This window comes from Gordonia sp. L191 (assembly GCF_030077625.1).
Lineage (GTDB): Bacteria > Actinomycetota > Actinomycetes > Mycobacteriales > Mycobacteriaceae > Gordonia > Gordonia polyisoprenivorans_A.
The window spans coordinates 4,383,349-4,395,173 of record NZ_CP125996.1; the positions used below are offsets into that span (position 1 = coordinate 4,383,349).

Below are 11,825 nucleotides of genomic sequence, written 5' to 3' on the forward strand. Positions count from 1 at the left end.
AATGAGACGCTCGCCTCGGAGATACTTGTAGTTCTACAATCTTTGTATGTCCACAAGCATCTCCGCGGCGGAGCTGACCCCGCGTCACAAGATGATCATTCTGGCGACGTGTTGCATGAGCCTGCTGATCGTTTCGATGGACGCGACGATCGTGAACGTCGCGCTCCCGTCAATCCGCACCGAATTGCATGCGTCGGTGTCATCACTGCAATGGGTTATCGACATCTACACGCTGGTCCTCGCCGCCCTGCTGATGCTCTCCGGTGCGACGGCCGACCGCTACGGACGCAAACGCATGTTCCAGATCGGGCTGACGATCTTCGCGATCGGCTCACTGGCCTGCAGTCTTGCGCCCTCGGTGGCGGTGCTCGTCGCCGCCCGCGCCCTGCAGGCCATCGGCGGCTCCATGCTCAACCCGGTCGCGATGTCGATCATCACCCAGGTCTTCGTCGAGCCCAAGGAACGCGCTCGGGCCATCGGCATGTGGGGTGCGGTGGTCGGCATCTCGATGGCGCTCGGCCCGATGATCGGCGGCGTGCTCATCGATCTCATCGACTGGCGCGCGGTCTTCTGGGTGAACCTGCCGATCTGCGCCGCAGCGATCGTGCTGACCGCGATCTTCGTGCCCGAGTCACGCTCGCCGGTCATGCGGACCCTCGACCCGATCGGGCAGGTGCTCGCGGTGATCACCCTGGCCGCGGTGGTCTACGGATTGATCGAGGGCCCGGTCCAGGGCTGGGGCTCTCCGGCGACCATCGCCGTATTCGTCGTTGCCGCACTCGCTTTCGTCGGATTCCTGATCGCCGAACGGCACCACGTCGACCCCTTCATCGACCTGCGGTTCTTCCGAAGTGTGCCGTTCTCCTCGGCCACGCTGATCGCGGTCTGCGCATTCGCGAGTTGGGGTGCGTTCCTGTTCCTGATGTCCCTGTACCTGCAGGACGTGCGCGGTCTGTCGGCCATCCAGACCGGCGCCATGTTGCTGCCGCCCGCGGTGGCGGTGTTGATCCTCTCGCCACTGTCCGGACGTGCCGTCGGGCGCTTCGGCACCCGACCGTCGCTGGTGCTGGCCGGCATCGCGATGCTGATCAGTTCCGCGCTGATGACGACCATCGAGCGCGACACCTCGCTGGTGACGATCGGGATCATCTTCGCCGTCTTCGGGATCGGCTTCGGTGCGATCAACGCGCCGATCACCAACTCCGCGGTCAGCGGGATGCCGCGCCATCGTGCCGGCGCCGCGTCGGCGGTCGCCTCCACCAGCCGACAGGTCGGCGTGAGCATTGGTGTGGCATTGGCCGGCAGCATCACCGGCGTCGCCGCATCCGGGATCGGGCCGGAGTTCACCGCCGACATGCACCCGATGTGGATTCTGGTGGTCATCTTCAGCGCGATCATCCTCGTCCTGGGCCTGGTGTCGACGACGCGCTGGGGACAGAACACCGCCGCCGACGTCTCGGCACGCCTCATCGAACCGGAGACCGCCGATGTCTGAGCACGACACCGACACGTCGACGATCGACAGCCTCGTCGACGACGTCTGGCAGGCGATGATCACCCTCGTCTTCGACTCCCGCGACCCGTGGCGGCGTGACGTGGTCGCGGCAACCGGCTTGCCGTTCAGTCGAATCCGCGTGCTCCGACGAGTGGCGCAGGGACCGACGCCGCTCAAGGAGCTCGCCCGCGCGGCCACCATGGATCCGCCCGCGGTCTCGGTGGCGGTCTCCGATCTCGAGTCGGCGGGCTACGTCGTCCGCAAGGTCACCGAGCAGGATCGACGGTGCAAGTACGTGCATCTGACCGATGCCGGGCGCGCGGTGCTCGACGTCGTGGCCGCCGTCCCCGATCCGGCTCCGCCACAACTGCGTTCACTCGACGCCGACCAACTCCGCCGCCTGAGTGCGGCGTTGGGTCAGGGAGTCGAACCCGCCGCGCCCGCCTGAGCGCCTGCCGCACGATCGTCGAGGTCGGGGCGATACATCCGGTGCCCGACCCCCACGATCGCCAGGCACACCAGTGCCGCACCCACACCGAACAGGAACATCTCCGGATAGGTCAGGGCGCCGAATGTCTGTGAGAGCCAGGCCAACACGGCCGGGACCGCGAACCCCAGATAGGTGACGCCGTAGAACACCGCGCTCAGACCCGCCAGATCCTCGGGACCGGATATCCTCTGGACCTCTAACAGCCCCGCGATCATCGCCATGCCGTATCCACAGCCCAGCACGGTCGCGGCGACCAGGGACAGCCAAATCGTCAGCACGTGAGCGGCCAACGCCGCCAAGCCCATTCCGATCGCGAGCACCACCAGGGCGCTCACGACCCCGCGGACACCGTCGGGGTCGTCGATGCGTCGCCCCACCGATTGGATGCCGAAACCGGCGGCCAGCCCGAGCACACAGCACAGCGCGGCGAAGGCGATCGGCGCGCCGGACGTGCGCACCGACATCAACGCCGGGATCACCGCATACGCCGTGGCGCACGCACCGAACACCCACGGCGCCACCGGTAACACGACGAGCAGAAATCGTCGGTGCCCGGCCGACGGGATCTTCAGATCGTCGACGAGCCGGCCCGGATTCTGTTGCCGCTCACGGGTTTCGGGGACACGCAGGATCAACAGCACGGCGATGGCGGCGATCGAGATGTTCACCGCATAGGCCAGCACGTGCGGCCACGGCGCCCATTGGGCCAGCGCCCCGGCGACACCCGCGCCGACGCCGAAGCCCGCGGTCAGGCTCATCGCACCACGTCGAGCGCCCGCGGCCGGACGGTCACCGGCGCGGACACTGAGCTCGGTGATCCAGCTGCCGCCGACCGCCATCGACAGACCCAGCGCCACACCGCTGAACACCCGCCCCACCGACAGCAGCACGATCGAATGGGCGCCGAACGCCAGGAGCAGCGAGCCGAGCGCGGCGAAGATCGGCGCCGGCAACATCAGGGGTCGGCGACCGAGTCGATCCGAGAGCGGTCCGCCGATGAGCAACGCGGGCACGATGCCGAGGACATAGAGGAACAGCAGCGCATCCACGGCGACAGCCGAGAACTCGCCACTTTGCCGATACATCACCAGCAGGGGCGTGAATTCGTTTCCGCCCCATGCGGAGGCGAACACCGCGAGAGCGACGGCCGGCCAGGTGGCGCGGCGCGCGATGCCCTCGGGCGCGGCGGTCGATGCGGTCGTCAGGGTCATCGCAGGTCTCCCGGCAGGTCGTGGACGTCACTGAGGTGACGGCGCAGCGCGGCCTCGAAGCCGTCGGCGTCGCGGCGTTCGATGAGAACGAGGAGTTCGGCGTGATCGGCGAGGATGCTCTGCGCGATCGCCGGGTCGCGGCGCACGCTCGTGGTGGTCATCCGGCGATGACGCTCGCCGAGGCCGGTGAAGAAGCCGGCGAGCAGCGCGTTGTCGCCGGCGGCCACGATGTGCTGGTGGAATTCGGCGTCAACCCGCGAGAACCGGGCGATGTCGTCGTGCTCGACGAGCCGATGCTCCTCGAGATTGCGGCGCAGCGACTCGACGAGTCGCGTCGTCGCCGCATCGGCGGCGACGACCGCGCGCACCGCATGGCCCTCGAGGAGTTGGCGTGCGTCGACGACGTCGCGGACATCGCGGTCGGTGACCGGAACAACGAGGGCCCCACGTTTGGGATAGAGCCGCATCCACCCCTCGGCCTGCAGTCGCAGGAAGGCCTCGCGGACCGGGGTACGACTGACCTCGCAGCGCTGGGCGACCTCGCCTTCACTGATCAGCTCTCCGCCGGAGATCTCGTTGGTCAGGATCAGTTCCTTGACCTCGTCGTACACCCGATCGGAGGCCGAGGCAGCAGACGAATACAACATAGACACAAGTTGCATGCTAACCGTCGGCCAACGGGAGCCACCACCGGTTTGTTGCCTGGATCACCACACCCGGACCACTGTGACCGGGGAGTGATGCGCGAGTGAGAGACTTTCAGTCATCCCGCGGCCGGTCCACACGACCGCGCGGTTCACGCGCCGGATCGTCATCGTCGCCGATTCGCGCGCACAGCCGGTGGCGTCGTCGCCACCCGAGCAGGAGGACATGACCGTGACGAGCACGGAAGACAACACCACACACCGCGTGGGCGAACCGACCATCGCCGATCATCCGATCACCGACGAAGAGATCTTCCTGGCCCACGTGGGCGGCAAACTCTCGGTGGAGCTGCGGTCCCCGATCCAGACCCAGCGGGACCTGTCGATCGCCTACACCCCCGGCGTGGCCCAGGTCTCGCGCGCGATCGACACCGAGGCCGAGCTGGTCAACAAATACACCTGGACCGATCGACTCGTCGCCGTGGTCAGCGACGGCTCGGCGGTCCTCGGGCTCGGTGACATCGGTCCGCGCGCATCGCTGCCGGTGATGGAGGGCAAGTCGGCGCTGTTCCGGACGTTCGCCGGACTCAACTCGATCCCGATCGTCCTCGATACCAAGGACCCCGACGAGATCGTCGAGACGCTGGTGCGTCTGCGCCCGAGCTTCGGTGCGGTGAACCTCGAGGACATCTCAACGCCACGCTGCTTCGAGATCGAACGACGGGTTATCGAGGCCCTCGACTGCCCGGTCATGCACGACGACCAGCACGGCACCGCGATCGTCGTGCTCGCCGCCCTCAAGGGCGCGGTCCGTCTGCTCGACCGTGGGCTCACCGACCTGCGGGTGGTGATCTCCGGGGCCGGCGCCGCCGGCGTCGCGTGCGCCAACATCCTTCTCGCATCCGGGATCTCCGACGTCGTGGTGCTCGACTCGAAGGGCATTGTGTCGCAGGGTCGCGACGGTCTCAACGAGTTCAAGGAGGACCTCGCCGCCCGCACCAACCCACGCGGACTCGTCGGCGGTGCCGCCGAAGCGCTCGCCGGTGCGGACGTGTTCATCGGGGTGTCGGCGGGCACGATCGACGAGGGTGTGATCGCGTCGATGAACGACGACGCCATCATCTTCGCGCTGTCCAACCCGGATCCGGAGATCCACCCGGAGATCGCCGCCAAGCACGCCGCGGTCGTCGCCACCGGGCGCAGCGACTTCCCGAATCAGATCAACAACGTGCTCGCCTTCCCCGGGGTGTTCGCCGGAGCGCTCGACGCCGGCGCCACCCGCATCACCGAGAGTATGAAACTGGCTGCCGCAGAGGCGATTCTGTCGGTGGTTGCCGAGGATCTCGCGGTGGACAAGATCGTGCCGAGCCCGCTCGACCCGCGGGTCGCGCCGGCGGTGGCCGCGGCCGTCACGGCAGCGGCGAGCGCCGAGGACTGACCCAACGCGCCGACAACTCGCCTGGTTTCAGTCATTTCGAAAGTAGCCTCGGCCCAAAACCCCAGGTCGCGGGTCACGAGCTACTCGGCAGATGACTGAAAACAGGCGACCGCGCGTGATTCAAGACCGAACGCCGGCCGATCAGTCGGATTTTTCGCGGTCTTGCCATGTGCACAGGCAGATCTCGTTGCCCTCGGCGTCGGCGAGCACCCAGAACGACGGAGCGTGGGCGTCGGTGACCAGGTGTCCGCCGGCGTCGATGGCCGCTGCCATCCGTTCCTGCACCTGATCGTGCGGCAGCCACAGATCGACGTGCATCCGACTGCGTTGCAGCCGTGGCGAATCCATCTGCTGAAACCAGATCGGGGGAAGAATCCCGGTGGGGTCGACGAGGTCGAGCGTGTCGTCGGGATCGTCGTTGTAGCCGAGGACCGTCTTCCAGAACGAGCGGATCGCGGTGATGTCCAGCGCGTCGATCGCGAGGTCGAAACGTGCGGGCGGCGCGGCGAACGGTTCGAGATCCATCTCGCGGGCGATGTCGGCAATCCGGTTCGCCAACGCGACGTCGGCATCGGTCATCCGATGCTCGCTGTGCGTGGTGAGTGTCAGGTGCACCGATCCGTAGCGCAGATCGATGTCCGGATGGTGGTTGGCCTCCTCGGCGGCGTCGATGATGCGGGCGACGAATCGCCCGCCGGTCACCATGTTCCGGGTCCGATAGGCGACCTGCAGGGCGTTGGCGATGACCCGCCACGGGTCGGCGACGGCGGCGGTGACCTCGGCGGCGGTCAGTGGGGTGTAGGGGTTGTCGCTCATGACCCGACCATACGGCCGATCCCTGACGCGAACACCGTCGTTTCGGGCATCACCGGGATTACGCTGCTCTCATGCTGATCCCGGCCCGGCTGATGCCACGGATCGTCGAGGGTGAGGTCGACCTGGCCTTCCGTCGGTGGTCGGCGCCGCGTCTGCATCCGGGTTCGCGTTTCGTCAGTCAGGGTGAACTCATCGAGATCACTTCGGTCGAGCAGGTCACCGATTCCGAGATCGCCGACGCCGACGCGCGTCGCGCCGGTTTCGACACCGCCGAACAGGCACGTAAGGCATTGCGCCGCACCGATGATCCCGTCTTCCGCATCGGCTTGCGGCACGCCGGCCCCGACCCGCGGATCGCCTTGCGCAACGATGCCGCGCTCTCCGCGGCCGATCTCGACGATCTGCGCACCCGCCTGGATCGGCTCGATTCCCGCGCCCCGCACGGACCGTGGACGCGAAAGGTGCTGATGCTCATCGCCCGTCGACCGGGAGTCGTGTCGACCGAACTGGCCGCCGAGGTGGGCCGCCCGCGGCCGGATTTCAAGCTCGACGTCCGCAAGCTCAAGAAGCTCGGCCTGACCCACAGCCTCGAGGTCGGCTACGGGTTGTCACCGCGGGGTGAGGAATTCCTGCGACGCGAGTCCCCCAGCGAGTAGGTGTCGAGCCCATAATCGATCCATGCCCTCACCGCCGCCGGCCCGCTACCTCCTGCGTGCCAAGGAACTCGTCGACGCGCGGTTCGCCGAGCCGCTGACCGTCGACGACATGGCGGCCGCCGCCCGACTCTCGCGTGCGCATTTCTCCCGCGCGTTCACCGCGGCCTACGGCGAGACCCCGCACGCTTATCTGCAGACGCGACGCCTCGAACGCGCGGCGTCGATGCTGCGCAACACCGATCGCAGTGTCACCGACATCTGCATCGCGGTCGGGCTTCGCAGTGTCGGTTCGTTCACGACGAGCTTCGCCCGCGCCTACGGCAAGACCCCGACCGCCTATCGCGCGTCGTTCCCGCCCGCGGGCGATCAAGCCCATGTGCCGGCATGCGTCCTGCGCGTGTTCACCCGGCCGGCGCCCACCTCCCGCACGGCCGAACCGAAGACAGCACAGGGGAAGAAGACCACACCCGACGCCGACTCCTAGGCTGAGATCACTCGCCAAGACCACCGCACGACGAGCACCAACCAGGAAGGCTCACATCATGATTCGCATCGCCAGCGCCCAGCTCTGGGTGCACGACCAGGACGCCGCACTCGACTTCTGGACCGGCAGGGTCGGCCTCGAGGTCCGCGAGGACGTGACGATGTCCGAGATGGGCGGCTTCCGGTGGCTGACCGTCGGCCCGCCCGGGCAGGACGACGTGTCGATCGTGCTAATGGCCATCCCGGGTCCGCCGATGATCGACGGCACCACGCAGACCGAGATCGCCGATCTCACCGCCAAGGGCTTCGCCGGCACCATCTTCCTCACCACCGACAACTGCCAGGCCGCCTACGAGGATCTGTCGGCACGCGGCGTCGAGTTCACCGAGGCGCCGGAGTCGCGGCCGTACGGCATCGACGCGGGGTTTCGCGATCCGTCGGGCAACAGTGTGCGGTTGACTCAGATTTCCGAGCAATTCGCGGCGTCGTAGGCGTCATACTCACACGATGACTACACGTCGTCGCACGCGGATGCGGACCCTGATCATCGCGGCGGCGGCACTCCTGGCCGCAGTGGGCGGGGGCATCCTCGGCACCGCCGCGGCGTCGGCCGCCCCGTTTCCGGTGACCACCGACGTCATCGCCGCACAGGCCGCGGGCTATCTGCGTCCGGCGACCACCTCACCACCGGGCGCCAACCTCGACCACTGCACCGACCGCCACGGCCGAGATCCGGTGATCCTGCTGCACGGCACCGCGTCGAACCAGCTCTCGGCGTGGGCCTATCTTGCTCCGACGCTGGCCAACGCCGGTTTCTGCGTGTTCAGCCTGACCTATGGACAGACGCCGTGGAGCGCGAATATCGGGGCGCTGGCAGACAAGGCGGAGTCGACGCGCGAGGTGGCTGCGTTCATCGACGCGGTGCGCGCACGCACCGGTGCGGCCAAGGTCGACCTCGTCGGACACTCGCAAGGCGGGGCGATCGCGCAGCTGGTCACCCAGGTGCCCGGCAAGGCCGATCAGATCGCGACGATCGTCGACGTGTCGGCACCCAACCGCGGGTACGCGAACTCCCCGTGGGCGCCCCGAACCGCCCCGCCGCCGGCCGGCCAGGGCGACAACGGGCCCCTGCACCCGGGAATCCGTTACGTCAACCTCGCCAGCACCCACGACGAGGTCGTGTTTCCGCTGGCCAACGCACTGATGGATCCGGCGCCCAATGTCACCAACATCGTCGTCGAGTCGGTATGTCCGCACTCGGTGGTCGGACATCTCGGGATGATCTACTCCCCGACCGTCGGCGCCCTGGTGCAGGGCGCCCTCGATCCGCAGCGCCCGGTGCCCGTGCCGTGCGGCGCGGACTTTCCCGCCTGACCGAGGCGGTTTTTGCTCGGCGCCCGCGACTCGCTACACTCGTCACCGCTGCCTCGCGCAGCACGCCGCCCTAGCTCAGTCGGTAGAGCAATTCACTCGTAATGAATAGGTCAGGGGTTCGATTCCCCTGGGCGGCTCCACAACCAGCGGGTTTACCGATTCGGCTCCCCAGGATCGGCACTGACCCACCCTTTACCCACCCGGAACCGTGCCCGACCGAGACTTCTGCGAGCCGCTGCCGAGAGCGTCCGAGTGCTCATGCGCCGGCGCCAACCGAACGCGATGGCTGCCAATCCGGCGTGGGTGCCACCCGACCCCGAGCTGATGGCGCTGGCCGTCGAGGTTAACGAAGTGACCTTCGGCAAGCGAGCCGAGGCCCAGAGCCCTCCGAGATCGGCTCGCCGCGGCCCTGGGCGATGACTGGGAGCCACAAGATGGTCCACGAATGTGGTCCACAATCGCTTCCCCAATGTGGTCCACATTGGTGGACTACGATCATGAGCGGATACGAGCTGAGGATCACGACCAGCGCGGCATAGTCGTTGGCAAGCTCCCTCGCGTCGAGCAGAAGCGCATCAGCGACGCGATCAAGTCGCTGCCCGAGAATCCGCGTCCGCACGGCGTGACCAAGCTGTCGGGGACCACCGACAGCTACCGCATCCGCGTCGGCAACTACCGCGTCGTCTACATCATTGACGACGGCGAACTCGTCATCGTGGTCGTTCGTATCGGCCACCGAAGAGAGGTCTACACCCGATGAGCTATTCCATCCGCGAGGCGAAGGCCAAGCTGTCCGAGCTGATTCGAGACGCCGAAGATGAGCCAACGGTGATCTCGAACCACGGCAAGCCGGCCGCGATCATGCTGTCGCCGGAACGCTACGACGGCCTGCTTGATGAGATCGAAGACCTCCGAGATCGGCTGGCCGTGTACGAATCCCGCGACGAGCCGACGATGTCGTTCGACAAGATGCTTGCTGAACTGGGGCTCAACGACTGACGAAGCACCCCGAGCGACCGCAAGTCGAACTGACTGACCTCTTCCGAGGCACTGGACCGACTTTGTGGAGTGTGCCCCTTATCGTTTGGAGGCAGGGAAACGTTCTCCCTGAACACGATTAGGAGTACTCATGCCATGCGACAGATCCAGCGGCTCGGCTGTTGTGCCGAAGCACTTCACGGAAACTGAGCGGATCGATGCGGCGAGGAAGATACTCGCGGATCGTGGAATCCTCTCCACTCGAATCGACCTTGGCGAAGCGCTGCTGGTGGATGCACGCAGCGAGCAGCAGGTCTTCTACTACGACGAGGAGGGCAGTCTCGGTGAGGAGATCGAGTAGGGATACAAAAAGAGCGCCCCACCTCAATCGATGTGGGGCGCTTTGACCTTCGCTGCATTCAAGGCGTGGATCGGGTCGTTACCCTCGTGCGAACTGTCCACTTGCACAGCAACTCTCACCGCGACAATCCTCGCCGAGGAGGTGGGCATCGAGGCGGCGGCCGAGCAGCTGTGCCACACAACACCGGAGACGACGCGCAAGCACTACCGTCAGCGTCCGAAGGTCGCCGGGGATGTGCGGCATGTCCTCGATCGCCTGGCGCCGGTGAGCTGACCCACCGTTTACCCACCGGAAATGAGCGGAATGGCGAGCGTCGGCGCGGACTGGTGGACACGGCATACCGGGACCCCTCTCACCGCCGGGGTTACGTGATGTCGAGGGCGACCGTCACCGGGAACGGTGATTCCACCGTCACCTCGCCGTTGAACTGGTCACCGACATACCCATCGGAATCCAACCTGAGAACGGTGATGGCGACCGGGGCGTCAAGGTCGATGATCCAGTAGTGGGCGATGCCGGCGTCGGCGTATTCACTGCGCTTCATCACGTGATCGGTGCGTCGCGAGCCCGGCGAGACAACCTCAACAGCCAACACCACCTGGTCAGCGGTAATCATCGAGTCATCGGCATCGGTGCGCCGGACAATCACATCAGGAATCCGCACCGTTGCCGGCGTGGCCGCGTCGATGACCACCTCGACCTCCTGCAACGCCTCAAAGCCGTCCGGAAGCTGCGCGGCCAACTGCTGCCACAACCGAGACGCCGCGCGGGAATGTGCGGGGGTGGGACGGGGTGACACGATCGCCAGGCCTTCCTGAAGCTCGACCCGCTGCTCGGGCGCCTCCGGCAACGCACGCCACTGCTCCAGCGACATCAGCTGGGGATACGCGGCAGCGGTCATACCCACGATTCTAGGCACGGCAGCGGCTCTCCGAGGCCCCTCACTACAAGCTCTCCTTGGCCGCTTCGCCGGCGCGTCGCGCAAGCGATCCATCGCCGTTATCCCGTCGAGCGCTTCCGAGGCGGGCTCGCGGACGTAGGCCGATTCCCGGGCTAGTGCGCCGTTGAACCGCTCCACCTTCCCGTTCGTGCGAAGCGTGTAGGGCTTGGTCGGGCTGTGCCGGGACCGACGTCGCGTCAACTCCACCAGTGCCGAGTCGCCACGTCGACCGCCAGCAGGACGATCAACGCGGCGAGCACGATGAGGATCGGCCACAGCGGACGTTCGTCGCCACTCTGGGATGCCAGGGGTCGGTCGTCCGGCCGCCAGGGCGGCAGGGGCGGGAAGGTGGACATGTCCATGGCGATGGCTGCCCCAGCCGTTCCGCGACGAACCCGAAATCTGTCAGTCATGTTGCCCCCCTTACCTTCTCGTCGTGACGATGTTCGCCATATCTTCTAGCACTCGTTGGCGAAGATCGCTGGCACTATTCGGTTCGTGGTGCTATTTTGGTGTCGACAGCATCCTTTGCCGCCGGAGGTGAACGATGACAACTGTTGTAGGAGAGCAACTCTCGACCGACTTCGACGCGGGCGAGAGCATCCGGACTGCGACCATAGCCCGTCCGGCCGCAGGCTTCTGCCGTCCAATTCTCGATGAGAGTGTCACCTGGTCGGCAGCGGATCGGATGTGGTTGGTGCGGCACGGAATCGAGGTCTGCGAACTCCCTCGTTCACGTCGGTCCGACCGGACGATGCGCCTCGACCTGACGCTGCACGCAACACTGCGCGTCCTCTCTCAGCGTTCGATTGTTGCGAGTCACGAACACACCGATCTGCGCGCGGGACGCAGGCCCGACCGGCCGTCACCACATCAACGTGACCCTCCGCGCCGACCGCACACCACGACAACCGTTGTCCGACAGAGGAGGTGGTTATC

At 66.5% G+C, this 11,825-nt stretch carries 16 protein-coding genes, 1 tRNA gene and 1 pseudogene; 12 read left to right on the forward strand and 6 right to left on the reverse strand.

Features of this window, described 5'->3' with window-relative positions:
* The first annotated feature begins 46 nt into the window (after positions 1–46).
* Together QNM97_RS19860 and QNM97_RS19865 are read left to right on the forward strand one after the other, a co-directional pair.
* The gene (locus QNM97_RS19860; RefSeq protein ID WP_283819985.1) at positions 47–1,495 is read left to right on the forward strand and encodes an MFS transporter; all 1,449 of its coding nucleotides are present in this window, start codon (positions 47–49) and stop codon (positions 1,493–1,495) included.
* Entirely contained in the window at positions 1,488–1,943 is a 456-nt protein-coding gene (locus QNM97_RS19865) for a MarR family winged helix-turn-helix transcriptional regulator (RefSeq protein ID WP_208794049.1), read from the forward strand. The genes QNM97_RS19860 and QNM97_RS19865 overlap by 8 nt, the downstream gene beginning before the upstream one ends.
* Here the strand turns inward: QNM97_RS19865 and QNM97_RS19870 are convergent.
* Both QNM97_RS19870 and QNM97_RS19875 read right to left on the reverse strand, forming a co-directional pair.
* The gene (locus QNM97_RS19870; RefSeq protein ID WP_283819986.1) at positions 1,913–3,196 is read right to left on the reverse strand and encodes an MFS transporter; all 1,284 of its coding nucleotides are present in this window, start codon (positions 3,194–3,196) and stop codon (positions 1,913–1,915) included. The genes QNM97_RS19865 and QNM97_RS19870 overlap by 31 nt on opposite strands.
* A complete protein-coding gene (locus QNM97_RS19875; protein WP_283823257.1) occupies positions 3,193–3,843 on the reverse strand; it encodes a GntR family transcriptional regulator in 651 nt (216 codons plus the stop codon). The genes QNM97_RS19870 and QNM97_RS19875 overlap by 4 nt, the downstream gene beginning before the upstream one ends.
* A 223-nt stretch (positions 3,844–4,066) precedes the next feature.
* Here QNM97_RS19875 and QNM97_RS19880 point away from each other — a divergent pair, with 223 nt between their 5' ends.
* On the forward strand, positions 4,067–5,278 hold the full coding sequence (locus tag QNM97_RS19880) for an NAD(P)-dependent malic enzyme (protein ID WP_283819987.1): 1,212 nt from the start codon (positions 4,067–4,069) through the stop codon (positions 5,276–5,278).
* A 141-nt stretch (positions 5,279–5,419) separates the two neighbouring features.
* On the opposite strand, the gene QNM97_RS19885 is transcribed toward QNM97_RS19880, so the two are convergent.
* Positions 5,420–6,094 carry a 4a-hydroxytetrahydrobiopterin dehydratase gene (locus QNM97_RS19885; RefSeq protein WP_283819988.1) on the reverse strand — a complete coding sequence of 225 codons (675 nt, stop codon included), beginning with the start codon at positions 6,092–6,094 and terminating at the stop codon, positions 5,420–5,422.
* A gap of 71 nt (positions 6,095–6,165) precedes the next feature.
* Here QNM97_RS19885 and QNM97_RS19890 point away from each other — a divergent pair, with 71 nt between their 5' ends.
* The 9 genes from QNM97_RS19890 to QNM97_RS19930 all read left to right on the forward strand — a co-directional run bounded on the left by QNM97_RS19890 (position 6,166) and on the right by QNM97_RS19930 (position 10,219).
* On the forward strand, positions 6,166–6,750 hold the full coding sequence (locus tag QNM97_RS19890; RefSeq protein WP_283819989.1) for an ASCH domain-containing protein: 585 nt from the start codon (positions 6,166–6,168) through the stop codon (positions 6,748–6,750).
* 22 nt (positions 6,751–6,772) lie between these two features.
* Positions 6,773–7,234 (forward strand): helix-turn-helix domain-containing protein, encoded by a 462-nt coding sequence (locus QNM97_RS19895; protein WP_283819990.1) that lies wholly within the window; start codon positions 6,773–6,775, stop codon positions 7,232–7,234.
* Positions 7,235–7,292: 58 nt separating this feature from the next.
* Entirely contained in the window at positions 7,293–7,724 is a 432-nt protein-coding gene (locus QNM97_RS19900; protein WP_283819991.1) for a VOC family protein, read from the forward strand.
* Between the two features lie 40 nt (positions 7,725–7,764).
* Positions 7,765–8,607 (forward strand): esterase/lipase family protein, encoded by an 843-nt coding sequence (locus tag QNM97_RS19905; protein WP_283823258.1) that lies wholly within the window; start codon positions 7,765–7,767, stop codon positions 8,605–8,607.
* Between the two features lie 64 nt (positions 8,608–8,671).
* Positions 8,672–8,747 (forward strand) — tRNA-Thr (locus QNM97_RS19910).
* Between the two features lie 329 nt (positions 8,748–9,076).
* On the forward strand, positions 9,077–9,367 hold the full coding sequence (locus QNM97_RS19915; RefSeq protein ID WP_283819992.1) for a type II toxin-antitoxin system RelE family toxin: 291 nt from the start codon (positions 9,077–9,079) through the stop codon (positions 9,365–9,367).
* Positions 9,364–9,606 (forward strand): type II toxin-antitoxin system Phd/YefM family antitoxin, encoded by a 243-nt coding sequence (locus QNM97_RS19920; RefSeq protein ID WP_283819993.1) that lies wholly within the window; start codon positions 9,364–9,366, stop codon positions 9,604–9,606. Before QNM97_RS19915 ends, QNM97_RS19920 begins: the two co-directional genes overlap by 4 nt.
* A 130-nt stretch (positions 9,607–9,736) precedes the next feature.
* Complete coding sequence (locus QNM97_RS19925) at positions 9,737–9,946, forward strand: hypothetical protein (RefSeq protein WP_283819994.1); 210 nt, start codon at positions 9,737–9,739, stop codon at positions 9,944–9,946.
* 42 nt (positions 9,947–9,988) lie between these two features.
* Positions 9,989–10,219, forward strand: a complete 231-nt coding sequence (locus QNM97_RS19930; RefSeq protein ID WP_208794041.1) for a hypothetical protein — start codon at positions 9,989–9,991, stop codon at positions 10,217–10,219.
* A 91-nt stretch (positions 10,220–10,310) separates the two neighbouring features.
* Here the strand turns inward: QNM97_RS19930 and QNM97_RS19935 are convergent, their stop codons facing one another.
* From QNM97_RS19935 to QNM97_RS19945, 3 genes and pseudogenes are all read right to left on the reverse strand, one after another.
* A complete protein-coding gene (locus QNM97_RS19935; protein WP_283823259.1) occupies positions 10,311–10,940 on the reverse strand; it encodes a Uma2 family endonuclease in 630 nt (209 codons plus the stop codon).
* A gap of 21 nt (positions 10,941–10,961) precedes the next feature.
* Positions 10,962–11,066, reverse strand: a pseudogene (locus QNM97_RS19940) (IS481 family transposase); the annotation flags it as partial.
* Between the two features lie 17 nt (positions 11,067–11,083).
* Positions 11,084–11,299, reverse strand: a complete 216-nt coding sequence (locus tag QNM97_RS19945; protein WP_283819995.1) for a hypothetical protein — start codon at positions 11,297–11,299, stop codon at positions 11,084–11,086.
* Between the last annotated feature and the right edge of the window lie 526 nt (positions 11,300–11,825).

Excerpts from the sequence above, each read along its gene's own strand:
- QNM97_RS19890 (WP_283819989.1), top strand. The coding sequence starts at position 6,166 with ATGCTGATCCCGGCCCGGCTGATGCCACGGATCGTCGAGGGTGAGGTC.
- QNM97_RS19945 (WP_283819995.1), bottom strand. The coding sequence starts at position 11,299 with ATGACTGACAGATTTCGGGTTCGTCGCGGAACGGCTGGGGCAGCCATC.
- QNM97_RS19860 (WP_283819985.1), top strand. The coding sequence starts at position 47 with ATGTCCACAAGCATCTCCGCGGCGGAGCTGACCCCGCGTCACAAGATG.
- QNM97_RS19925 (WP_283819994.1), top strand. The coding sequence starts at position 9,737 with ATGCCATGCGACAGATCCAGCGGCTCGGCTGTTGTGCCGAAGCACTTC.
- QNM97_RS19875 (WP_283823257.1), bottom strand. The coding sequence starts at position 3,843 with ATGTTGTATTCGTCTGCTGCCTCGGCCTCCGATCGGGTGTACGACGAG.
- QNM97_RS19865 (WP_208794049.1), top strand. The coding sequence starts at position 1,488 with ATGTCTGAGCACGACACCGACACGTCGACGATCGACAGCCTCGTCGAC.
- QNM97_RS19870 (WP_283819986.1), bottom strand. The coding sequence starts at position 3,196 with ATGACCCTGACGACCGCATCGACCGCCGCGCCCGAGGGCATCGCGCGC.
- QNM97_RS19920 (WP_283819993.1), top strand. The coding sequence starts at position 9,364 with ATGAGCTATTCCATCCGCGAGGCGAAGGCCAAGCTGTCCGAGCTGATT.
- QNM97_RS19880 (WP_283819987.1), top strand. The coding sequence starts at position 4,067 with ATGACCGTGACGAGCACGGAAGACAACACCACACACCGCGTGGGCGAA.
- QNM97_RS19935 (WP_283823259.1), bottom strand. The coding sequence starts at position 10,940 with ATGGATCGCTTGCGCGACGCGCCGGCGAAGCGGCCAAGGAGAGCTTGT.
- QNM97_RS19895 (WP_283819990.1), top strand. The coding sequence starts at position 6,773 with ATGCCCTCACCGCCGCCGGCCCGCTACCTCCTGCGTGCCAAGGAACTC.
- QNM97_RS19905 (WP_283823258.1), top strand. The coding sequence starts at position 7,765 with ATGCGGACCCTGATCATCGCGGCGGCGGCACTCCTGGCCGCAGTGGGC.
- QNM97_RS19900 (WP_283819991.1), top strand. The coding sequence starts at position 7,293 with ATGATTCGCATCGCCAGCGCCCAGCTCTGGGTGCACGACCAGGACGCC.
- QNM97_RS19885 (WP_283819988.1), bottom strand. The coding sequence starts at position 6,094 with ATGAGCGACAACCCCTACACCCCACTGACCGCCGCCGAGGTCACCGCC.
- QNM97_RS19915 (WP_283819992.1), top strand. The coding sequence starts at position 9,077 with ATGTGGTCCACATTGGTGGACTACGATCATGAGCGGATACGAGCTGAG.